General features: G+C 60.8%; 21 protein-coding genes. 4 read left to right on the top strand and 17 right to left on the bottom strand.

All coding sequences use genetic code 11. The features are described 5' to 3' along the window. Positions 1–288 precede the first annotated feature (288 nt). From GBO37_RS19760 to GBO37_RS19710, 12 genes are all read right to left on the bottom strand, one after another. Positions 289–1,281 carry an ATPase, T2SS/T4P/T4SS family gene (locus GBO37_RS19760; protein ID WP_045984243.1) on the bottom strand — a complete coding sequence of 331 codons (993 nt, stop codon included), beginning with the start codon at positions 1,279–1,281 and terminating at the stop codon, positions 289–291. After that, complete coding sequence (locus tag GBO37_RS19755; protein WP_162198089.1) at positions 1,281–2,861, bottom strand: TrbI/VirB10 family protein; 1,581 nt, start codon at positions 2,859–2,861, stop codon at positions 1,281–1,283. The genes GBO37_RS19760 and GBO37_RS19755 overlap by 1 nt, the downstream gene beginning before the upstream one ends. Next, positions 2,858–3,538 carry a TrbG/VirB9 family P-type conjugative transfer protein gene (locus tag GBO37_RS19750; protein WP_045984242.1) on the bottom strand — a complete coding sequence of 227 codons (681 nt, stop codon included), beginning with the start codon at positions 3,536–3,538 and terminating at the stop codon, positions 2,858–2,860. Before GBO37_RS19750 ends, GBO37_RS19755 begins: the two co-directional genes overlap by 4 nt. Continuing rightward, positions 3,538–4,191, bottom strand: a complete 654-nt coding sequence (locus GBO37_RS19745) for a type IV secretion system protein (protein WP_045984241.1) — start codon at positions 4,189–4,191, stop codon at positions 3,538–3,540. The genes GBO37_RS19750 and GBO37_RS19745 overlap by 1 nt, the downstream gene beginning before the upstream one ends. Continuing rightward, on the bottom strand, positions 4,191–4,997 hold the full coding sequence (locus GBO37_RS19740) for a type IV secretion system protein (RefSeq protein ID WP_084697710.1): 807 nt from the start codon (positions 4,995–4,997) through the stop codon (positions 4,191–4,193). Before GBO37_RS19740 ends, GBO37_RS19745 begins: the two co-directional genes overlap by 1 nt. A 21-nt stretch (positions 4,998–5,018) precedes the next feature. Further along, positions 5,019–6,164 carry a lytic transglycosylase domain-containing protein gene (locus GBO37_RS21750; RefSeq protein ID WP_052714981.1) on the bottom strand — a complete coding sequence of 382 codons (1,146 nt, stop codon included), beginning with the start codon at positions 6,162–6,164 and terminating at the stop codon, positions 5,019–5,021. A 234-nt stretch (positions 6,165–6,398) separates the two neighbouring features. Then, entirely contained in the window at positions 6,399–8,759 is a 2,361-nt protein-coding gene (locus GBO37_RS19730) for a helicase HerA domain-containing protein (protein ID WP_052714980.1), read from the bottom strand. Beyond that, positions 8,749–9,024 (bottom strand): VirB3 family type IV secretion system protein, encoded by a 276-nt coding sequence (locus GBO37_RS21745; RefSeq protein ID WP_371927651.1) that lies wholly within the window; start codon positions 9,022–9,024, stop codon positions 8,749–8,751. Before GBO37_RS21745 ends, GBO37_RS19730 begins: the two co-directional genes overlap by 11 nt. Before the next feature lie 2 nt (positions 9,025–9,026). Beyond that, a complete protein-coding gene (locus GBO37_RS19725) occupies positions 9,027–9,317 on the bottom strand; it encodes a TrbC/VirB2 family protein (protein WP_084697705.1) in 291 nt (96 codons plus the stop codon). A 16-nt stretch (positions 9,318–9,333) separates the two neighbouring features. Then, positions 9,334–10,152: a lytic transglycosylase domain-containing protein gene (locus tag GBO37_RS21740; protein WP_371927649.1), complete on the bottom strand. Its 819-nt coding sequence runs from the start codon at positions 10,150–10,152 to the stop codon at positions 9,334–9,336. A gap of 437 nt (positions 10,153–10,589) precedes the next feature. Then, positions 10,590–11,219: an acyl-homoserine-lactone synthase gene (locus GBO37_RS19715; protein WP_084697704.1), complete on the bottom strand. Its 630-nt coding sequence runs from the start codon at positions 11,217–11,219 to the stop codon at positions 10,590–10,592. Then, positions 11,185–11,439: a hypothetical protein gene (locus GBO37_RS19710; protein WP_148923758.1), complete on the bottom strand. Its 255-nt coding sequence runs from the start codon at positions 11,437–11,439 to the stop codon at positions 11,185–11,187. Before GBO37_RS19710 ends, GBO37_RS19715 begins: the two co-directional genes overlap by 35 nt. A gap of 130 nt (positions 11,440–11,569) precedes the next feature. Here GBO37_RS19710 and GBO37_RS19705 point away from each other — a divergent pair, with 130 nt between their 5' ends. Continuing rightward, on the top strand, positions 11,570–12,196 hold the full coding sequence (locus GBO37_RS19705; protein WP_052714978.1) for an autoinducer binding domain-containing protein: 627 nt from the start codon (positions 11,570–11,572) through the stop codon (positions 12,194–12,196). A gap of 59 nt (positions 12,197–12,255) precedes the next feature. Here the strand turns inward: GBO37_RS19705 and GBO37_RS19700 are convergent, their stop codons facing one another. Next, the gene (locus GBO37_RS19700; RefSeq protein WP_252930556.1) at positions 12,256–13,914 is read right to left on the bottom strand and encodes a DUF4123 domain-containing protein; all 1,659 of its coding nucleotides are present in this window, start codon (positions 13,912–13,914) and stop codon (positions 12,256–12,258) included. A gap of 200 nt (positions 13,915–14,114) precedes the next feature. Here GBO37_RS19700 and GBO37_RS19695 point away from each other — a divergent pair, with 200 nt between their 5' ends. Both GBO37_RS19695 and GBO37_RS19690 read left to right on the top strand, forming a co-directional pair. Next, positions 14,115–16,169 (top strand): 4Fe-4S binding protein, encoded by a 2,055-nt coding sequence (locus tag GBO37_RS19695; RefSeq protein WP_252930555.1) that lies wholly within the window; start codon positions 14,115–14,117, stop codon positions 16,167–16,169. Continuing rightward, the gene (locus GBO37_RS19690) at positions 16,166–17,050 is read left to right on the top strand and encodes an FAD:protein FMN transferase (RefSeq protein ID WP_252930554.1); all 885 of its coding nucleotides are present in this window, start codon (positions 16,166–16,168) and stop codon (positions 17,048–17,050) included. The genes GBO37_RS19695 and GBO37_RS19690 overlap by 4 nt, the downstream gene beginning before the upstream one ends. A gap of 28 nt (positions 17,051–17,078) precedes the next feature. Here the strand turns inward: GBO37_RS19690 and GBO37_RS19685 are convergent, their stop codons facing one another. The 4 genes from GBO37_RS19685 to GBO37_RS19670 all read right to left on the bottom strand — a co-directional run bounded on the left by GBO37_RS19685 (position 17,079) and on the right by GBO37_RS19670 (position 20,914). Further along, positions 17,079–17,975 (bottom strand): ABC transporter substrate-binding protein, encoded by an 897-nt coding sequence (locus GBO37_RS19685; protein WP_209057847.1) that lies wholly within the window; start codon positions 17,973–17,975, stop codon positions 17,079–17,081. Positions 17,976–17,983: 8 nt separating this feature from the next. Next, entirely contained in the window at positions 17,984–18,673 is a 690-nt protein-coding gene (gene pedF / locus GBO37_RS19680; RefSeq protein WP_209057848.1) for a cytochrome c-550 PedF, read from the bottom strand. An 88-nt stretch (positions 18,674–18,761) separates the two neighbouring features. Further along, complete coding sequence (locus GBO37_RS19675) at positions 18,762–19,742, bottom strand: YVTN family beta-propeller repeat protein (protein ID WP_252930553.1); 981 nt, start codon at positions 19,740–19,742, stop codon at positions 18,762–18,764. Beyond that, positions 19,739–20,914: an ABC transporter substrate-binding protein gene (locus GBO37_RS19670; RefSeq protein WP_252930552.1), complete on the bottom strand. Its 1,176-nt coding sequence runs from the start codon at positions 20,912–20,914 to the stop codon at positions 19,739–19,741. Before GBO37_RS19670 ends, GBO37_RS19675 begins: the two co-directional genes overlap by 4 nt. Positions 20,915–21,040: 126 nt before the next feature. Here GBO37_RS19670 and GBO37_RS19665 point away from each other — a divergent pair, with 126 nt between their 5' ends. Further along, positions 21,041–21,586 (top strand): tetratricopeptide repeat protein, encoded by a 546-nt coding sequence (locus GBO37_RS19665; RefSeq protein ID WP_252930551.1) that lies wholly within the window; start codon positions 21,041–21,043, stop codon positions 21,584–21,586. Positions 21,587–21,678 lie beyond the last annotated feature (92 nt).

Genomic DNA, 21,678 nt, shown 5'->3' with positions numbered 1-21,678 from the left:
GGATAGAGCTGATCGCAAGAGCATGTCTCATTCGATGAGACTGCCCTTGCTCTTTCAGCACTGCGAAATTCCCGGCCGAGTTCAAGCCGCCACTCAAATCCGAGTGGCTGGTCAATCATCCATTGCGGACGGCCAGGGTGGTTCAGGCATCGCTTACGATCACGCAATTCTGGGTCAACGTGCGCGCTTTCCACGCTCGCGTCAGTCCCCGCGCCTTCATTGGTCTGGGCGACCGCGGGATGGCCCGCGAGGGCGATAGTAAGAGCTAGGGAAAGCCCAACAACGTTGTCATGATTCATCGACCGTCTCCGTTTGCGCGTCGTATCGGCTTGGCAGGAATACCTCTAGCACACCGCGCTTTCCGTCGCGCTTTCCGACATGAATAACCACGTCGATAGAGCGTACCACATAGGAAATCATGTCCTGATAGGTCATCTTTCCATCGGCCTCCAACGCTGTCTGCGCCATGCGCTCCACAGCTAGCTCCGCCGTTTCAGCATGTATGGTCGTGATCGAGCCGCCATGCCCCGTGTTGATCGCTTTCAGGAATGTATAGGCATCAGCCCCTGTGACTTCGGATAGGATGATCCGGTCAGGTCGCATTCTCAATGACGACTGAAGTAGCACGTCAGGACTACGGAAGGGATCGTTGCGGTTTGATACCATCATCACCTTGTTGGGCTGGCGTGGCATCAGGTCAGGCACGTCCTCGATAGTGAGGATGCGTTCGCTGTTATCGACTTGGCCCACGAGCCAGCGTGCTATCGACGTTTTCCCCGAGCTGGTCCCGCCGCTGACAACAACATTCAGCTTTTCCCTGACGCACATTGTCAGCGCGTCGATCAAGTTGCCTTCGGCCAGGCCCCAGACACGGTTTGTCAGCTCTCGCCTTGCCGCACTTGCGCTTTCCGGCCCGTCGCCAAGATAGGCAGGCTCAAACATTTCAGTATCCGATTTGAAGAAACGCATCGCCAGTGCGTCCCCGCCGCGAACAACGGGGTGCTGGATCATCTGCGCCCGGATAAGCCAATCGCGGTAGTTGATCGAAACACTGCCCACGGGATGCTTTTCAGAGATGCGAATATCGCCTTCGGCTGCAATCTGCATCCCAGCATCCCTGACTTCTTCATTTGACAGTTTGATGGGGGACAGCTTCATCGAGGCATCCCCACGGTTCTCATACCAAACCTGACCGTCAGGATTTACGCAAACTTCAACAAGATCGTCGTTCAGAAGATCACGCAGCCGACCGAATGCCTTATCGACATAGCTTTCATCCATCAGAAGATCTCCAAATCGCGATCAACGATGATCGTTACCGATGTCCCTTGGCGAACATGGATGGTCGGCGGCAGATTGATGTACGATCCGATTGCCGTGTCCGTTGCAGACGAGAAATCGTCGCCCACGCCTTGAACCACCGTGGAAACGTCATCGTCCTCTAGTTTGTTAGCGGCAATCGCTGGACCTGCCCCGATAATCGAGATCGCAGCGGCGCCGCCAAAGCGTTTTCCGAAACGTGTATCAACTGCACCGCCCGTACCGCTCCGGCCCAACTGGTCGGCGCCGTAGGAGGCAATGTTGACCGAACGGTTGCTAGGCGTAAGAATCCGCGTCCACACGATCAGAATGCGTTCCTGCCCTAGCTCGATGCCGCTGCTGTACTCGCCAAAGACCTTTGATCCGCCCGGTATAAGGACCGCCGATCCATCCATGCTGTGAACGTCCTCGGACACCACACCCCGGATTGGTCCGGGCAGGGTGCTGTCCACTGCCGTTTCAAGAGACGCCTGAATAATCGTACCTTGCGGGACTGTGGCTTGTGGCGCTGTAATCTGTGTTGCCCGCGCTACCGGGACCGGTTCGACAATCCGCTGAACGAAGGACTCGTTTGCGCTAAGTTGACGGCCCTCAGCCGCGCCGGCTTCCGACGCGCCGCTGTTGTTCACGGCCACAAGGGCCGATTGCGCGCGCTCGCGCTCCAACGCTGCCCGTTCAGCCCGAAGTTCCTCAAGCCGTGCCCGGTTGTCTAGCTCTAGCTGCGCCTGTCTGTCGCGCTCACGCGCCTCCTCCTCAAGCCGCAGGGTTTCAGCTCGAAGGCGCTCTTGCTCCAAGGGGTCAACTGCCCGCGCCTCGTTTAGCTGCTGCTGAAAGTTCTCCGACTGCTCCAGAAGATCTTGCTGTGCCTTGGTCTGCGCAGCAGCCAGGTCGCGTTGGTTCGCGGCAATTTGCTCGCGCATCCCGGCCAATGAGGCTTGAAGCTGTTCCTCAATGGCACGGGCGCGTTCCTGGTCATTCTCAGCCGTGCTGCGGAGGGTCGCAATGTCGGACGCGAACCGGTCCCGCTCACGTTCGAGTTCTTCACGAAGAACCCTTTCTTGCTCCGTTTCATTTTCTCGCTCAGCAACCAAAGCCCGAGCCGCCGCCAGCTCTGTCTCCAGGTCGGCCAGACGGGCCAGCGTCGCGCTGTCCGTCTGTGTCGTAACGACAGGTCGATCAATGAAAATCGGGTCGGGTGCATCTGGCAGTCCAAGACTGTCAGATGCCGATCTGTCCTCAGGAAATTCCTGAACATTGCTCGTAGGGATCGCGAAGGCTGGCTGTGACGGTGGGGAGACGGAATTATAGACAGCATATCCACCAATGCCCAAAACCAACGCCGCCGCAGCCAGTCCGGCAGACTTTGCGGCCGATCCTCGCCTTCCGGATGATGTTGCCTTACCTTCGATGTCAGCCATCCTGCTGCGTAGATTGCCTTCATCCTTAGCTTCAGGTTCGGCAGGCTTATCGGAGGGCGCGGTCGCGCCTTTACCTTCGATTTCGGCCATTCTGCTGCGCAGATCGTTGCTTTCATCGGTCATTGGAAAAGCTCCACGATGCAGATTTCCTGATTGCCGAGGCGCAGTGCCCATTGCTGCGATGTGCCGCTGACGCGAACAATCCGGCCATCCATGCTTTGAGAGTTGACGCTGCGCTCACGCCCGCCCGTCACCTTGAAGACAGCGGGAACAGGCGAATTTTCTCGGAATCTGAAATACGTGAATGCACCATCATCCCAGATTGCGGTTGGGGTGATTTCGCTGCTGGCGCTGACGCCATAGTTGGTATTCGCGGCTGTCCGAACCGGCGTCGTCCCGGCCTGCTGACGTGCCCGTGCAGGATAGGAGAAGCGGACAACATAGAACGGGGTGGCAGTCTCTTTGACGCTGAAATAGTAACTCCGCCGATCCGTGTAGACCGTCACGTTGGTTTCAACATCACTTGCCGTTGGCTTAATCGCGAAAACCCGGTCCCCCGGTATCGACTGAAACTGGAACGCAGACGTATCACCTGCCACAATCGACACGATCCGTTCCCCTTCCTCAAACTCGACCGTGGTGGCACGGGTCAGGGTCACGTTGATGGAATAGACCTGACCATCGACGTGCGGTGTGACGCGGACACGTCCATCATGAGACCCACGCGGCGGCGTGGCTTCACCGAAAGCTGCCGTACCAAGGCAGGCAATCAGCGCGCAGCAAAGTATCCCGGTACGCATCAATCTCTCCTGTCCTGATAAAGCTGGTAGTCGGTCACCGTGAAGCCCAATGGATTTTGCCATACGGCTTCGAGTGTCTTTTCCTGCTCAGTTGCGAAGTCGAAGCCGATGACTGCTGTGAAATTGCCTGTGTTGGACCCATCAGGGTTCGTCAGCCGCTTTCGCATACGAACCTGGACACGATCATCGCCAAGAAGGTTGATGCCGGTTACGACCACATCGACCTGCGTTCTGTCGCCGTACCGGGTCGGCAGATAGCGGTCACTGCCAGAATCCCAGAGTTCGACCAGACCAGTCCGCGCCGCGCCCAATGTCCTCGAAAGCGCACGATTGATCCGAACATCGTTGTCGATCTGGTTATAGGACTCGCGGTCGATCACGTACTGATAGACGAGCGACTGTACGACCGCAGAACGTTCATTGAGGCTGACGGACCCGATCGCTGCATTGGGCACCGCCATTCCAGTTTCAGGATCAAACGGTACGACGATTGGCGCGGGGGGCTGATGCCAGATCATGACCGCAGCCGAAGAACAGACGGAAACAATGGCGGCGGCGGTCATTCCTGCGAAAGCGATCTTCCACAGTCTTTCGCGCTGCATTGCGCCGTAGATGACTTCTGCCTCAAGGATGCTTTTATCGTTATCGGCCATTAGTCGAAATCCGGTTGTGTGAAGTCGGTGAATTTTTCAATGTCGGCAAGCGTTGCTGCATCCAGCACCCCGGTCATTCCGACATTCATGGTCTGGACTGATTCAAGCTGCCACATCGCTGCCATGGCGATTGCCAGTTCAGCGGTGACGCGGGTGTTGTGATCGACCGAAGCCTTGAGGCTGTCCAGGTTCTGAATTTCTGCGACGAGAACACCGACGCGCTGGACGGACTGTCCGGCCTCGGCGTAGGCGACTTCTGCTGCCGCCGATGTAGCGGCCCCTGTCGTCGTTGCAGCCGCGTTGCGTTCAGCCTCAGGGACACCCGAGGTTGCCATTGCCGTAATTTGCTCTTGCGAGGTGCCGCCGCCAGATAGTGCCGCCGCTACGCGCTCCTGAAACGCCTCTGCGCCCGCACCTTGTAGACCAGACCAGTCGCCTCTTGCACCCTGCATGAGTGTGCCGAGCATATCCGCGTCAAATTCGCCTTCGAGAATGCCGTCCAGGTCAGTGCCCAAGGCAAGTTCAAGAATATCCGTTGGGTTGCTGAGAAGGTTTTCAATGTCACCCAGTTTCGACAAATGCTGATCCATCAGCTCGATCTGCTCAACGAGCATGGCGATTTGTTCTTCCTGCAAACCCATATCCACAAGCATTTGTTGGAACGTTTCCAACTGCTGCAACAGATTGCGCGAGTCGATAACAGGAACACCCTGCGCATTGGCGACCGTGGGTGTGAAAGCGCCGATGCCGGGAATAAAGACCAAAGACAGCGATGCCGAGGTAAATGCCGCTTTCAGGAGTTTCATCGTATTCATCACGCTATCCAATCAGAGGTCAGGTTGGGTGAAATCAAAGAAGGACATGGCTTCTCTTTGCTGAGCGAGGCGCGATGCCTGTTGGGCATATTCGGATTGCGTTCGAGCAGCTTTGTTTTCGATCCGTGCATTGAGAATTAGGGTAAGTTCAGCCCGCATCATCGTATTCAAATCGTAGGCGTCTTTTGGGTCGGTCGTGTTTCTGATTTGCGCAACGAGATTGCGAATGCGGATTAGCGCCATCTGCGCGTTGTTCATCGAATACTCTGCATGATGCAAAGACCCGGCAGACATGAGACTTGCGCCAGAAACCGCATATAGAGCGGGATCAATTGTGCCTTGAGCCTCGACACCGCCAATAGTGCGCAAGTAGCTATTATATTTTTCAGGGATCACTTGAACATAGTGCTGTGTCTCTGCGAAAGGCGGGACGCCTCCGTATTCTTCGATCCGTCCTGGGCCAGCGTTGTAGGCACCCAATGCGAAGATGATATTGCCATCGAAGCGTTGGAGCTGCGCCGCAAGATACCGACCCCCACCAACGACCTGAATGTACGGATCGTCGTAATAGGCAGGATAGATACCCAAATCGCGGGCAGTGCCGGGGATGATTTGGGTCAGTCCGAAAGCAGCGGCAGGCGATCTTGCACCTACCTGAAAACGGCTTTCCTGCCATATCAGGGCTTGCATCAGACACCGCCATTGCAGGGGGGTTAGACCCGCAGCGGCAACACCGGGGAGGTTGTAGGTATCCTGCGATCCGCGAATGATGATTTCTTCAATGTTCTCTCGCGCATCACCAAAAACAAAGCGGCCCGCAGGGTTCGCAAGAGGTCCATAGACTTCTTCAACACCTGCCATGTCCGAGTTCCCGCCCATGAACGTGGTCTGGAAAGTGGACACCGAGCTAAACGCCTCAATCATGCGGTCGAGGCTTTCGAGCTGCTGATTTTCGAAGTCCCGAATTTCAGCGCGGTTAGTCGCTTTTTCGACTTGGGTATCTTCATCATGTTCAAGATGAAGATACCCGCGCAGGCGCTCTGCAAAGCTCTGCCCATCGACAACAGGGACACCCTGAGCCATGGCGGACGATCCAAGCAGGACAGCTACGATTGCCGCACCGATCCCGCATGCAGGGGATTTAATGCGCCTGGTCACCGCACAGCTCCTCTTTGATACCTTCAGCCATCGCCCGCGTTTGGGCGTTGGTTGCTGCATCCGGCGACGTGGCAGCAAAAGAGAACACCGCCGTTTGCCCAGGCAGCGGTTGAAAGTCGCACCTTCCGCTAGGGGCACCGCTGCTTGTGAAGCACTTGCACCGCGCTTCACGCTCCTGCGTCGAAGTGCAGCCAGCGATAGTCAGAATACCGACGACCAAAAACACGGATTTCATCATTTCGCTTTTCTCCAAAAATCAGGGGTTTCACGGAAGTCTGGGCCTGCTACCGAAAGTCCGGCCGAGCCACCGCCGAGGATGTGAAGGTAGTCGCCAAGGGACGACAGGTCGGCATCGAGGACGACCGAGTTTTCATCATCGCGGAGCAGGAAATTACGCCCGGCGGAACGCGATGTGACAATATCCAGCTCAGCAGCATTGAGCCGCAAAGCCTGATAATCCTCGTAAGAAGACTTCCCATCAGGAAACAGAATTTGCGTTGGGAAGAATGAGAAGACGCGATCACCGACCTTAGAACGCGCCAACTGCGATGCGTTCTGAGTCAGCATGACGACAACCGCATTCTGCTTGCGAAGCGTGGCAAGCCACCCCTCGATCACCGTTGCAAAATAGGGGTTGTCGATTGCCTTCCACGCTTCATCAATGAGAACGATTGTGCGAGTACGGTCGCGCATCTGGCGTTCGATCCTGCGGAAGATATAGCTCAGGACAGCGGTACGCTCACGGTCAGACTGCGCATCCAAGATCTGCGTGAGATCGAAGCCGACGACATTCCCATCCAGCGAAAATGTATCCTCAAGGGTTTCACCGAACACCCAACCGAACCGGCCACCCTTTGCCCATTCCGCAACGCGGGCTTGCACGTGCCCGTCATCATCAGTGGAGGCAAACTGCTTTGCGAAAATGTCCCATTTCCGCAACGAAGGGGCGGCGGCAGCATTGCGGCGGACGTTTTCGAGGATTGCGCGGGTTTGAAGGGACGACAGTTCTTCATTCGGCGACAGGATATTAGCCAGCCAATCAGTCAGCCATGCCGTTCCTTCTTCGTCAGTTTCGACCCACAGCGGGTTCAGGCCAGTCGGCATACCGCTTTCGATGGTCGAATATCTGCCCCCCATCGCCCGCGTGACCATTTCAAGGCCGTGGCGATAATCGAAAACAAAAATCCGCGTGTCGGCGCGTTGCGCTTGCGACAAGAGGAAGGATGCCAGAACGGTTTTACCGGAGCCGGTTTCCCCCAGGACGAGCGTATGACCTGCAGGCGGCTCACCTTGGCCCGATCCGCGCCGATGGAAGCTGAACCTATAGGACGACCCATGCGCAGTCGGAAAGACGGCTACGGGTGTTTTCCACGGAAGCACATCGCCGGTTTTTCCGAGCGGCGTCCGATGAAGGGACGAGTAGTCGGCAAAATGAACATTTGTGATGACGTTCAGCCGGGACCGAGCCACCATGTTTCCCGGAAACTGAGCGAAATAGTGGGCGCGTTTGACAAAGCTATCCTTGACCAGCCTTGCCCCCGCATTGGTTGCAACGCCTTCCAGTTCGGACATTACTTCGCGAACGCGCGCCTCGCTGCGATCCACGATGGAAATTGATAGCTGATGATGACCTAAAGAGACGTCCTGAACCAAGACGCTTTCATGCAATGCGCCGAGGGCTTCACTGGCATTGGCCCGAACGTCTGCCGTAGACGACATGATCCGCCGCTTGCGCTCGATCAGGTCTGCCGCAGCATTGTTACCCATAGGCGAGAAGCTTTGGCTGATGACGTAATCGCACGGCAGTGCGAAATCATCGAAGATCGTGACCCATGATTGAGGCGGATAGGTTTTAAGCGCACGGATTTGTCCATACCGATCACCCAAAGAACCATCGGTCAGCTCGAAGCCGTCTTTGGTGAACGTGACACGATCAGACAGCACATCGTCGGCAACGACTGTCAGTGCGCCGCTTGGATAGATGGGGCGTTCATCCGCAGTCTGGACCGACCCCAGGAAGCCAAGCAGTTCCCCGGACGAGGCAGTCAGAATACGGGTCGCGTTGCCGCCGATAGCCGACCGCATGAACCGGCATACTTCTTCAAGAAGCTCCAAATCTTTTGCATCGCCAGCACCTTCGATAAGGCTGCTGGCACGGCTAAACAGGCCAGCCGTTTTCTTGAGACGACCTGTCCGGACAATCGAAATGGTAAGCCTGCTATCGCGCAGCTCGCTAGACGCCAGACCATCCCGCCACCGCTTGTCTACAGCAGAGGAAAAATCATTGCCCTTGAGGGGTTCAAGACCCTCGGTCAGATCAACCTTACGGCTAATTTTGTGAGTATAAACCGTGAAATTCGGGCCCATTTGCGCCAGGACACCGGCGAAGGCCCGCTTCATGCTGTCCAGATCTTTATCCGGTGTCGTAGCTGCATTCAGCCCCTCGACACGAATGCAGGTCATAAACGAGTTGTCGCGGAGACGAACCGTATGGTCATTCACCAACGTCACGTAGGGGACGTGCATGAAGCCATTTTTAATCAGGTTTCGTTGGGCAACGATATTTGCGGCAATCGCAGATAGATCAAGCGCCATAGCTGTCACCCCCGAACATCTTGCGGGTTCTGGTTCCCGGAACGACACGCGATCCGATCAAAAGAACATCGACCACTTTTTCATCCTTCTCCGCTGCCCAACGGCAAAGCCCGTAAACAAGAATGCACCAAACGATTGTGAATACGCTCACAGACCAAATTAGCGGGAGAACGGTCCCCCCCATAAAAGGTAACGCGAAGCCATAGGGTAATCCGAACAGCTTTGAAGATTGCGTCAGCGCAATATAAAAGGGGGTCCGTTCCATCATTATGCGGTGCCGCCCCAGATCGACTGAATCACAGTCGGAACAACGCCGATCACGACGATGATAAGGAGCAGGGTGAAAACACGCCCCCAATCAATGAAATTGAACGCGCCGCCGATAAGGACGAATACCGCAACGATTGTCATGACAGTTCGACCTGTCACACCGGTAAGCGCAGTGAGGATCGAGTTGAGCAGTGAATCGACTGCACTTAAATCAATCTCTTGAGCAAAGGCAGGTTGCGACCATAGCACAGCCGTAACCGCAGCCAGTGCGATTAAATTCCGGTTCATAGTTAGCTTCTCCTAATTAGGGGAGGGTTTCGTTAAACACAGCCATCACTTTGCGCACGTGACCCTGTGTTTCTCGATACGGCGGGATACCCCCATGCCGTTCGACTGCATCCGGACCCGCGTTATATGCAGCTAGTGCAAGTTCGCTGGAGCCGAATTGGCGGAGCATCGCTAATAGATAGCGTGCCGATCCGTCCAAATTCTGGTGTATATCGTGGGGATCAACGCCCAAATCTGCGGCAGTTCCCGGCATGAGCTGGCCCAGCCCAATTGCCCCGACATGAGAACGGGCATTAGGATTGAACGCACTTTCAATTTGAATGTTTGAGCGGAACAACGCAACCCATTCGGTTGCCGACAATCCCGCTTGAGCTACTGCCCGATCACTAGCGTACTTAAAACCAGTCTGGTGAATGGCATCAAGAATGTCTGCCCGTGGGAGGAGAACGCGGGGGGCGACGAAAGACATGCTTTCAGCCGGAACATCCGCAACAGGTTCCAAAGGCTTTTGACCGAAGACAACGAGGCCGTTGCCCTGGTCATAGTTTACAAAGCCGCCCTCGCCTATAACCAACACGTCGGCAGAGGCGCTGAAAGCATGAGAGAGGATTATCGACGATACAAGGACACCAATGGCGCGATTAGGGCGGTGCTGGTCCGTCCTCGCTTTGGAAAATGTCTCTTTTGCCGCAGGCTGGAACAGACAGGCATTAGGGGCTGTACTGCTAAAAGAGGGAATTGAGGCCATACGAAGAATGGCCTGTCCAAGAGACGCATTCGCCTTAAGTGTCGGACCTCCAATCTGCCGTATAGCGGCCATCTTTAAATAGTTCAAAAGCCTGCCCCTTTTGCATTGGCATTATCAATCCGGGGAAACCCCAGAGCATAAGTTTTGACGCAACGCCCGACACAGTGAGCGATGTTTCTGGTTTGTTTCTGACTTTATAGACCAATAACCGGCGGGATTTTTTGTCGGCCGATAAGACCTCGTATATCCACTTGCCAACTACCGCTGTTCCCTTCTTGGAAACGCTTTCTTGGCATATGACGATTACCGATCCGCCCTCGTCTACGACTTGCGTAACTTCCTCGCTGAGTATCACTGGCGGTATGACTAGACTCATTGGTGGCTCCTGCTCATCGACAGGTGCCTTACTGCACTATGTTGGGTTGCTCGCACTAGCTGGTTTTAACTAGATCACCATCTGAGTACCAAACCATTCAACAGACGTCAACAATAAATGAATTGTTTGTTTAACATTGTTGAATTGTTTAGGTCAGTTCGCGCACCGGGCACTCAAAGACTTGGAACGATCCTTCGGAGTTGCTGGCGACGGGGCCCAGTTGCTTGACGGGCCACGACAGCGAGTTTGCCATTCGCTGAAATGCGGGCGATCCAAGGAACAGGACCGTCTCAGCGCCTTCCTCGCCCAAGAACGTGTTGATCTTAGCAAGGATCATCCTGGACACGTCGCGCGACCCGGTGACTACCATGCGGGTAATCTCCCAGACTTTCTCATTCATCGGCGGGATCGCGTGGCACAGCTCCTGCGGCAAACCGGGCAGCACGCCCAAGCAGGCGTCGCGGATCATATAGCTATATTGGATTTGTCCGGTCCCGCTAATCTGGTCAGTACGGCGAAGCCGTGCCCCTCCGACTACAAGGCCGTTCAACGTTGCAACAACATAGATCGTATTGAAGGAGTCGTACTGTTCGAACTCAAGATCTTCAGCATGGAACAGCGGCCATTCCAAACGATCTACGAAAATCTGCTTACGCAGCTTCAGGTATTCGTTGACCAGGTGCCACCTGTCCAGGTCCTCCGGGCAACGGATAACCTCGACCTGATAGCCGTCGCGTGATGCGTCACTGAACATGCGGCTTGGCTGCATCTTGACCATTGGTACCTACCTCGAAAACTTCCGTTGAGCCGATGAATAGGCGGATGCCTTCGGGTGTGACGGCCCACACGCCCTTGTTCGAAAACTTCACGGTGATCTCTTGGCCTTCCTGCATATGGTCAAACATCGACAGCAGGTTTTGGGCCATATCGACGGTGAAGTTTGCCTCGGCGGAGATAACCACGCCCCTCGGGCGCACCTTGGCGGTTAAGTCGGTCATCTGTCCCTCCCATGGCATTTCGCCGATTTGCTTGAACATCACTTACGGCGGGAAATTAACCATTGACACTAACATGTCCTTTTGGTCAGTTGATTAGTGCAAAACGCATTTTTTTCTTGACAGGCTTGAAATGATTGAACTCGTGATCCCGAATCATGAAGATGAACTTGCTGTCCTCGAACGGATCGGCAACGGAGGTTTCATCCTCGGCCTTGGCCTGAAATTTGGAAAACCTGATTTCTGCCTCAACCGCTATCCTGATGCCTGGACAAAAAAGTACGAACAGGAGAACTACTTTTTCGGCGATCCCATGACCGTTTGGACCATGGCCCGCACAGGAATGATCCGCTGGTCGGAGTCCAGCCTTCCCGATCTACGAGGCGTGATGGCTGACGCAGCCACCCATGGTCTTGTCTACGGAGCTACATTTGTCGAAGTGGTGAAAGGCAAACGGTCATTCCTATCCATCGCCCGAAATGACCGAGAGCTGACTGACGGAGAAATGGAACTGCTCATGGGCCGCGTGAAGGCGTGGGCAAACCTTTTCACAAGCTATTGGAAAACTATCGGGCTGACCCAAGGCGAGATCGACGCTTTGGCCTCGATCAAGGGTGGTGCCAACCAAGATGACGCCGCTGAGACGTTGAACATCAGCCGGTCGGCATTGAGACAGCGACTATCTACGGCGCAAGTCAAACTCCGGGCACCAAATTCCGTCAGTGCAGTCGCACGGGCCGCTCAGATGGGAATTATCTGAAATCCAGTAGAATTAGTCATGTGTGATGGGAAGGGTAGGGGGGAGGCATTGCGCTAGCCTCAGCTCAGAAAGTGATGTGGAGGCGCACTATGGGTCTCCATACACATCCAATAGTCGTCATACCCGCGAACCACGAAGTTTGGCAGATCGCAATGGTGTAGGCTCGGCACTTGGTGATCCGGCACATTGCGGCTGCGATTGGCAATTGATGCCTGTGCGATAGCGGCTGAAAGCTGACCCCATACCTTTGCCTTGTCCGGGGTCGGCACTACCTTCGTGGGACTTTTCCAGAAGCCGCGGCGGTGTGGATCGTAGATGACGTACTGCATGGCAAAGGTCGGCGCTGTGATGAACGATGCCAATCCGCAGCTGCGCCAAACGGTTCCCGATGCATAAATCTGATTATTAGTCCACATATCCCTCCTGAATCTTCCCGTTCTCAGGATAGTGCGCCACACAGATTGAGGCAGAGCCCTTTTAAGGGCTACGCGACAGTCGGCCATAATCCCCTGCGCCCCGCCGTCGCTGCGCGCCGGGTCCGGCCCGGTCTGGCCGATGGCAGCCAGTTGTTGCGCCAGATCGCCGACCAGCCCCTGCTTGTTACGCCATTCGGCGATACCCTCGATCATCCGGGTGACCGACGCGAGATCCGACAGCGGCGCGCGCACCGGCAGCCAGGGCGCGCAAAGCCGTGCCAGCCGCGGATCATACAGCATCCGATAGCCCAGAAAGGCCGATGCGGCGGCCAGCTTGCCGATCGCTGCCCGCCCAGTGACGCCAAAGCCGCGCGCATCGGCCGCGACCTGCACGACCAGCCGTTCGACCTCGGCGCGCCGGACATCCAGCATCCGCAGATGCCGCGGGATCGACCGCATCAGCCCGTCGGTGACCACCTGCACACAGGTCGTCTGCGCCGATGCCCGCACCGCGCGCAGCACCGCCGGCAGCGTCAGATCCGCGCGGCTGGCGGTGGCCGCTGCTGCCGGCGCCGCCNTGCCGGCATCCCCGCCATTCTGGCGTGCAATGATGGCGAAATTGCCCTCGCCCAGATCGCGGGCCAGCGCGTCGATGCGCAGATCGCGGCCATCGAACAGCGCCCGCAGGATATCGGCAGAATCGCCCTGCAACCGAGCCAGTTCCGCGATCAGCCGCCTGTCCCAGAAGCGCAGATAATAGGCCTTGCCCGATGCGTCCTGCACCCGCAGCCGCCGCCGCAGATGGGCCCGCAGATCGCCCAGCCCGGCATCGGTCCGCAGATACAGGCCACCAAACCGCCCCCACATGCTGGCCGGCGACCGCCCGCGCGTCAGCAGCATCCGGGCAAAGCTGCTGCCGGGCTCCAGCCGCACCAGCCAGGGCGCGACCTCGCCCAGCTCATACAGGGCGGCGCCTTGATACAGACAGACATGGTCCAGCCCGGAGCCGTCCAGCAGCTCGGTCAGCCCGTCACCCTCGGCCGCATCGAGCAACACATAGCAATGCCGCCCGCGATCCGACGCGAAAAACGGGTCGAGCGCCGCCGGCCAGCCGCGCTTCGGGTCGATGCCAAGCTGATCGTCGAGCGGGGTGACAGCGTCGATCCGCGTCACCGCGAACCGGGTCTGCGGCGCAGCCGCCACCATCGGCAGGGGGCCGGAAACCGGGCGCGCGCCCTGCCCCGGTTCGGCATCAACCCTGCCGGGCGGTAGAATCCAGAAATCTGACTGCGACTCGTTCACGACAACACCATCCCTATGCACAGCATTCACGCCTTCCCGCGCGCGCAACCCTTTCTGGCCACGGGCTTTTGGCCCTTGGTCCGGCTTTCGCGCGATGCTGATGCGGGGCTAGCGGTCGCGGCCGCCGGACCGCGCCCCGACCGGCACGCGGTCGACTTTGGTCGCATTTATGAGCGGCGCGGCGGCGCTAGTCTGCCCCCATGCGCTGGCTGATGTTGCTGATCCTGTTCTGGGCCGCCCCCCTGCACGCCGAACCGCTGACGCGCGCGGCGCTTGGCGACATGATCGCGGCGCCCTATGCGCTGGGCGAGCCGTTGAACGACAAGGGCGTCTGGGGGCTGACGAATTCGGGCGGCGGCGATGCGGGCTATGTGTTTGAAACCGGCCCGCTGGCGCCCCTGCCCGGCTTTTCCGGACAGCCGATCAACATGCTGGTGCTGCTGGATCTTGAGGGCACGTTCATCGACGTGCGGCTGCTGGCCCATAACGAGCCGATCTTCGTGTCCGGTCTGGGCGAGGCACCGCTGCGCCAGTTCCTGTCGCAATATCGCGGCCATTCGATCAATCAGGCGCTGGTCGTCGGCAGCCCCTATGGCGATCAGGCGGGGGGCGATCTGGTCTACCTCGACGGCGTCACCAAGGCCACGGCCAGCGTCCGGATCGCGCATGAATCGATCCTCGCCTCCGCCCTAGCCGTGGCGCGCGAAAAGATGAAGGGGATCAGCGCCGGCCCCCCGCCGCGCCCCGATCCCGATCACGCCGAAGCGCTGGACTGGAATGCGATGCTGGCGCAGGGGCTGGCGCGGCACCTGCTGGTCAGCAATGCCGATGCCGATGCCGCCTTTGCCGGCACGCAATGGGCCGATGACGACCCGGATGCCGCGGCCGACCCGGACGGCGCCTATCTGGACCTGTTCGCCGTCGATATCGGCCCGCCGGCGATTGCCGCCGCCGTCCTTGCCCCCGCCACCCTGGCCGAGGTCCGGCGGCTTACCACGCTGGCCCCGGATGATGAGATGATCCTGCTGATCGAGGCCGGGCGGCACGGGCTGGTCGGCCCCGATTTCATCCGCAATACCGCCCCCGACCGGATCGGCGCGGTGCAGGACGGGCTGCCGCTGGCACTGCGCGATGCCGATATCCTGGCCGAGCTGCACCCGGACCTGCCTGATGCGTTGCAGGATGCGACGATCATGGTGGTGCGGCTGGACCGGCGACTGGGCTTTGACCCGAGCCGCGACTGGTCGCTGGTGCTGCATGCGCAGCGCGAACATGGCATGTTCCAACCCGAAACCGGCATCCGCGATTTCGATCTGGCCATGGGCCTGCCGGAACGCTTCTTTCTGGCGGCCGCCGCGCCGGTGCAGACCGCGCCCTGGGTCGATGCGCTGCGCAACCGGCGGCTGGACCTGATCCTGCTGGCGGCGGGGCTGCTGGGGCTGGGCGCCGCGCTGATGCGGCAAAGCTGGCTGGCGCGGCAGCGGCGTTTCACCGCCATCCGGCTGACAATTCTGGCGGCCGTGATCGGCTTTGTCGGGTTCTGGGGTCAGGGGCAATTGTCGATCGTCACGCCGCTTGCGGTGATCCGCGGGGTGACGCAGGGCGGCGGGCTGGCGGTGCTGCTCTATGATCCGTTCTCGCTGATGGTCTGGGCGGCGGCGATCATTGGTTTCGTCCTGTGGGGGCGCGGGCTGTTCTGCGGCTGGCTGTGCCCCTTTGGGGCGATGCAGGAATTCGCCCATCACGCCGGGCGGCGGCTGGGGCTGCCGGAATGGGAACCGCCGCGCAGCCTCGGCCGCGCCTTGCTGTGGACCGGGCCGGTGGCGCTGGCCGGTCTGATCGCGGTCGCCTTTATCGCCCCCGACCACGCCGAAACCGTGGCCGAGATCGAGCCGTTCAAGACCGCCATCACCATGCATTTCGACCGCCCCTGGCCCTATGTGCTGTGGGCGGGCGGCTGGCTGGCGGTGTCGATGGTCTGGTTCAAGGGGTTCTGCCGGTCGATCTGCCCGCTTGGCGCCCTGATGCGGATCGGCGGGGTGCTGCGCCTGCGCCGCTGGATCCCGCGCCGCGCGGCCTGCGGCAGCCCCTGCCAGCTGTGCCGCGTGCGCTGCAAATATGACGCCATCGCGCCCAAGGGCGAAATCCGCTATTCCGAATGTTTCCAGTGCCTTGACTGCGTCAAGATCCATCACGACCCGGGCCAGTGCGTGCCCTTGATCCTGAAGGCGCGCGGCCGGAGGATGGCGGCATGATCGGGCGCAGGCGCTTTCTGACGATCACCGCCGGGGCGCTGGTCGCCGGCCCGGCGGCGGCGACGGTGGCGGCGAAGGCGGCGGCGGCCGAATGGCGCGGCCAGGCGCTGGGCGCGGATGCGCGCATCGTGATCCGGGGCGGCGCCGCGCCGGACAGGGTGCTGGCCGATCTGCGCGCCATGATCGGGCGCATCGAGGCGGTGTTTTCGCTGTTCCGCGATTCCGAGGTGACGCGCCTGAACCGCAACGGCCGCGTCACCGCGTCGGATGATCTGCTGGATGCCGTGACGCTGGCCCGGCGGGTGCATGGCGCGACCGGCGGCGTCTTTGACCCCGGGGTCCAGGTCCTGTGGCAGGCGCTGGCCGGTGGCGCGGCGCCCGGGCCCCTGACGCCGCTTGGCGGGCTGGTGCGCGACGGGCGCGACCTGCGGCTGGCGCAGGGTCAGGCCGTGACGCTGAACGGCATCGCCCAGGGGATCGCGACCGACCGCGCCGCCGCGCTGCTGGCGGACCGCGGCCTTGGCGATATTCTGGTCGATCTGGGCGAAACCCGCGCCATTGGCGGCGATTTCGCGCTGGAACTGGCCGATCCCGACGCCGGGGTTCTGGGGCGGCTGACGCTGCGCGCGGGGCGGGCCATCGCGACATCATCGCCCGGCGCGCTGGTCTTTCCGGGCGGGCAGAGCCATATCATCGGCCCGGCAGGCCAGCGCCCGCGCTGGTCCACGGTGTCGGTCGAGACAGGAACAGCCGCGCTGGCCGATGCGGCATCGACGGCCTTTGTGCTGATGGATCGCCCGGCCATCGCCGCCGCCGCCCGGCGGCTGGACACCGGCCCGGTGCGGCTGGTCGATTTCGATGGCAACCTGACGACGCTCTGACGCGCCCCGCCCCCGGCCTGCCCCCGTTTCAGCGCACCGCCGGCAGATAGGTCACGCCATGATCGGCAAAGATCCGTTCCATCCGCCCGTCGGCAATGGCCGCGCCGATGATGTCATCCACCGCATAGCCCAGCGGCCGGTGCTGGGTCGACAGGGCCAGCCCCAGCGTCCATTTCGACCGTTCCAGCCCCAGAAAGGGCGGCTCATGGATGCCGATGGCGTCCGTCGCGCCGGCTTCCAGCTGGGCGCGCGGGCCCATCACCGCCATCACGTCCCCCGCCACCAGGGCCGCCATCGCCTGCGCGACATTGGGATAGCGATGCACCTTGTCGCCCGCCGCCCCGACCAGCCCGGTCAGGAAGAAATCCGAGATGGAATCGTTTTCGACCCCCACCGTGTCGTAACGGAAAAAGGCCGGAACAGGCGGCTTTTCGGGGTATTCGGCGCGTGCATAGGCGATCGCCAGATGTTCCTCGGCATAGATGCCGGTGAAGACGACCTGATCGAAACGGCAGGCATAATCCACGTCATAGGGCGCATGCAGGAACAGGTTCGACACATGCCCGCCCACCGCCGCGCCCTTGTAGACATAGTTCAGCAGGTCCTGGTCCAGCGTCTCGCCCGCCTGGACCATGCGGATCCGGGTCTCGACGCCCAGATCGCCGCCGATCAGCCGCGCCAGATCGACATCGATCCCGGCCGGCTGGCCATTGGCCAGATAGGACCAGGGCGGGAAATCTTCATAGACCGCGATCTCGATCCAGCCCTCGTCGGTGATCCGGTCCAGCGTGCGGCCGATATCCTGCGGAAAGCTGTTCTGCTGGCGCTGATCGGGCGCCACGCCGGCGCAGGATGCAAAACCGGGCGCGGCCCCGGCCAGAAAGACCAGCAGGGCCGCGCCCGCAATCGGAAAACCTGATCCCATCACATCCCTCAGTTCGATGCGGAAAGCCCGATCGTCAGCAATTCGGCGGCATGTTTCCCGGATGCCGGATCATCGGTCAGCGCGGCAGCGGCGCGCGACACGGCGCTGTCGGCCTTGGGCGCACCGGATGCGGTGGCGACGGCACCAGCGATCTCGGCCAGCTCGGCCTTCAGCGCCATCGGGTCGCCCTCGCCCGCGGCCAGCTGATCGCGGATTTCGCGCAGCCGGTCGGCGCTGGCATCCAGCGCGCCATCCTCGGGGCGGGTCTCGATATAGGTGCGGATCGCCCAGGCGGCCTTCTGGCCCAGAACCTCGCCAAAGGCGGGCATCTTGGTGGTTCCGTCCTGCGTATAGCCGTCGCGGAACCGTTCCGCATACCATTCATCGCCATATTCCTCGGCCTCGAGGAAGCGCAGATCGGGGGCCAGGCCGCCCGACACGGCGCCAAGCCCATGGCAGCGCGCGCAGTTCTGGTTATAGCCCGAATCCCCGATCTTGACGGCGGCGAGCCAGACATCTTCGCCCGCCGCCTCGGCCCGATAGGGGTTTTCGGTCAGCCATTCCTCGCCCACCTCGGGCAGCGCATCGGTGTTCATCGGCTGCGGCGCGACATCGCCATGGGCCATGATCTGAACCGGCACGGCGATGCACCCGGCGGCGATGGCGGCCAGCAGGGATTTGTGAAACTTGGTCGTCATGGGCGGTTCCTCCTGTCCCGTTCGCGGCGTGGTTCAGTGTCGATCCGTGCTGCATGCGCGGCAATTCGACCTTGGTCGATGCGACTTTTCAGTCGGTCGGCCGGGCCGAGGCGCCCCAGGGAAAACGCCCCACCTTGATCGTCTTGACCGGGGTCAGCGAAGCGACGTCGATCACCGTAACATCGCCCGATACGCCATTGGTCGTGAACAGTTTCGTGTTGTCGGGCGAAAACGCCAGATGCCAGACCCGGCGCCCGACGAGGATGTAATCCGTCACCGCGCGCGTCGCGACATCGACCACCGCGATATGGTCGGCCGGCCCCAGCGCGACAAAGACCCGCGCCCCGTCGGGCGAAAAGCGCATCCCCACGGGCTGCAGCTTTTCGGGGCGGATATTGGGCAGTGCAAAGCTGATCTTGGCCAGTTCGGCCTGGGTCGCGACATCAAAGATGCTGACCGTGCCGCCGACCTCGGCGCTGACCCATAATTCCTTGCCATCGGGGCTGAATTCCGCGTGGCGCGGCCGCGAATCGACCAGCGTATTGGCGATGATCTGCTGGGTTTCGGTGTCGATCCAATGCGCCATGTTCGTCGTCTCGGACGTGGTGATCTGGATCTTGCCATCGGGGGATATCCCCATCCCTTCGGGTTCGATCCCGACATCGATCTGGGCGACGACCTTGCGGCTTTCGGTATCGACGACGGTGGTGATCGCGTCGTCTTCATTCGCGATGTAAAGCAGCCGGTCATCGGGCGAGATGACGAATTGTTCGGGATCGGCGCCCGATGGCAGATCATGCAGGATCTCGCCGGTTTCCGGATCCATCACCTGCACCGCATTCGAATCCGACGCGCAGATATAGAGCCTGCTGAAATCGCGCGAAAAGGTGACGCCGCGCGGGCGCTGGCCGGTCGGATAGGTCGCGGTGACCGCCAGCGTGTCGACATCGATGACGCTGATCGTGTCGTCCAGTTCATTGGTGACCCAGATTTCATCGGCAAGGGCCGGGCCGGCCAGGGTCAGGGCCAGCGACGTGGACAGCGCAAGCAGGCAGCGGCGGGGCGTCATCGGGCAACTCCGAATTTGGTGCAGGTGGTGGTGGGCAGGTCGGTGCCCAGCGTGTCGAGTTCGGACCGCTGGTGCAGGAAACCTTCCAGCGGCGCGACATTGACGACGGCGCGTTCCGTGACCAGCGGGATCGGCTGGCGCATCTGGCCGTCCCATCCGCGGAACGACAGGGGCGTGCCGAGGAACCCGGCCAGCCGGAACTGATCCGACAGGATATAGTCGCGCAAGGCGCCAGGATCGGCGGTCCCGGCGCGGGTCACGGCCTCGCCAATCGCGGCGACGGCGGCCCAGGCGCCGAAATCCTGCACCAGCATGTCGCGATGCGCGGCGTCCCGGAACCGGCCTTGCAACTGCGCCGCGCCCCAGTTTTCGACCACCGGCGACCAGCCGCGCGGCATGATCCCTTCGGACCCGGCAAGGGGCCGCGCCTGCCAGGTGTTATAGGCGATATAGCGGCCGAAATCGCCGCGTTCATCGGCCACGATCAGCATGTCATGTTCGGGCAGGTCCTGGGTGAACAGCGGCACCTCGGCCGAGGCGACACGGCGCATGTCGGCATCGAATTTCCAGTCCGCCTCGCCCTTCAGCCCGATCCCGAATTTCGTCAGCGAGGCGCGGATCGCATCGGCAAAGGCGGCGTCTTCGGGGTTCGGTCCATGGACCATCGCCAGATCGGTCCATTGCTTTTTCAACGCGAATTGCGACAGCGCATCGGCCCGCATCGACAGGCTGGGCGTGGTGTGCAGGACATTCGCGCGGCAATCATCCCCGCGCAGGCTGTCATCGGGGGCCGCGGTGTTGAAGATCACCGCACCGGCGGCATCGGGCAGATCGGCCAGCGCCAGCAGATCGGCCGGCGGCGCCTTGACCACCAGCAGCCGCGCCCCATCCGCCAGGGCGGCGCGTGCCGCCGCCAGAAAATCGTCATCCGGCGCGACGATGGTTTCGTTCAGCCGGTATTCATGGCCCAGAAAGCGGCCCGTCGTGGCGATATCGGACAGCGCGACACGGGCGCCGGCCACGCCCAGATCGGGCGGCGGCGCGATCAGGTTCGACAGGATCGGCGGCGGCGTCACCTGCCGCTCGATCAGGTCGATGCGCACCTGTTCGGCACTCGCCGCGTTGCCTGCGACGGCAATGCAGGCAAGCGGCGCGGACAGCCATCGAAACATGCAAAGTCCCCCTTTCGCCGAAGTCTGGGAAAATTGGCCGGCCGCGAAAATACGACCATGGTCCAAGCCCGGACCGCGGGGCGCGGTGCTATCTTCAGCCGTCTGGCAACCGGCGGAGGATGGGAAATGATTCGGATCATCTGCGGGGCTGCGCTTGCGGCCCTTTGCGCGCTGCCCGCCGCCGCGCAGGACGCCGATCAGCTTGGCGACCTGAACCCCGACGAGATGACCTGGCAGCGCGTCATGCGCGACATCGAACGCGGGCAAACCACGATGACGAATTGCGCCGCCGGCTATTACATCACCAAAAGCGGCCGCCACGGCCCGGCCCGGACCCTGTTCGAACGCTGCGCCGATGATGGCTGGACCGGGGCGATGACCTGGATGGGGCAGATGGATGAAAACGGGCTGGGCGGGCCGCAGGATTCGGCCCGCGCCGCCGAATGGGATCGCCGCGCGGCCGATGCCGGCGATCCGGTCGGGATGCTGAACCGGGGGCTGGACCTGCTGCGCGGCCACGGCGTCGCGCGCGATCCCGAGGCCGGCCGGCGCATGATCGACGGCGCGGCGCAGCAGGGCCTGACAACGGCGCGCGATCTGCAGGCCGCCGATTACGACCCCCGCGCGGTCACGCCCGACGCGGATGAATGGCGCTATCAGAACCTGTTCTGACGCCGCCCGCCCCCACCACGCCGACCCATTCGACCAATGGACAATATACCGCGCGGCGGGGCGATCCGCATACTCACCGCCAGACGCCTCGG

The sequence above is a fragment of the Paracoccus sp. 08 genome (genome assembly GCF_024105395.1).
Taxonomy (GTDB): domain Bacteria; phylum Pseudomonadota; class Alphaproteobacteria; order Rhodobacterales; family Rhodobacteraceae; genus Paracoccus; species Paracoccus marcusii.
This window is presented reverse-complemented; position numbering and strand designations above follow the sequence as displayed.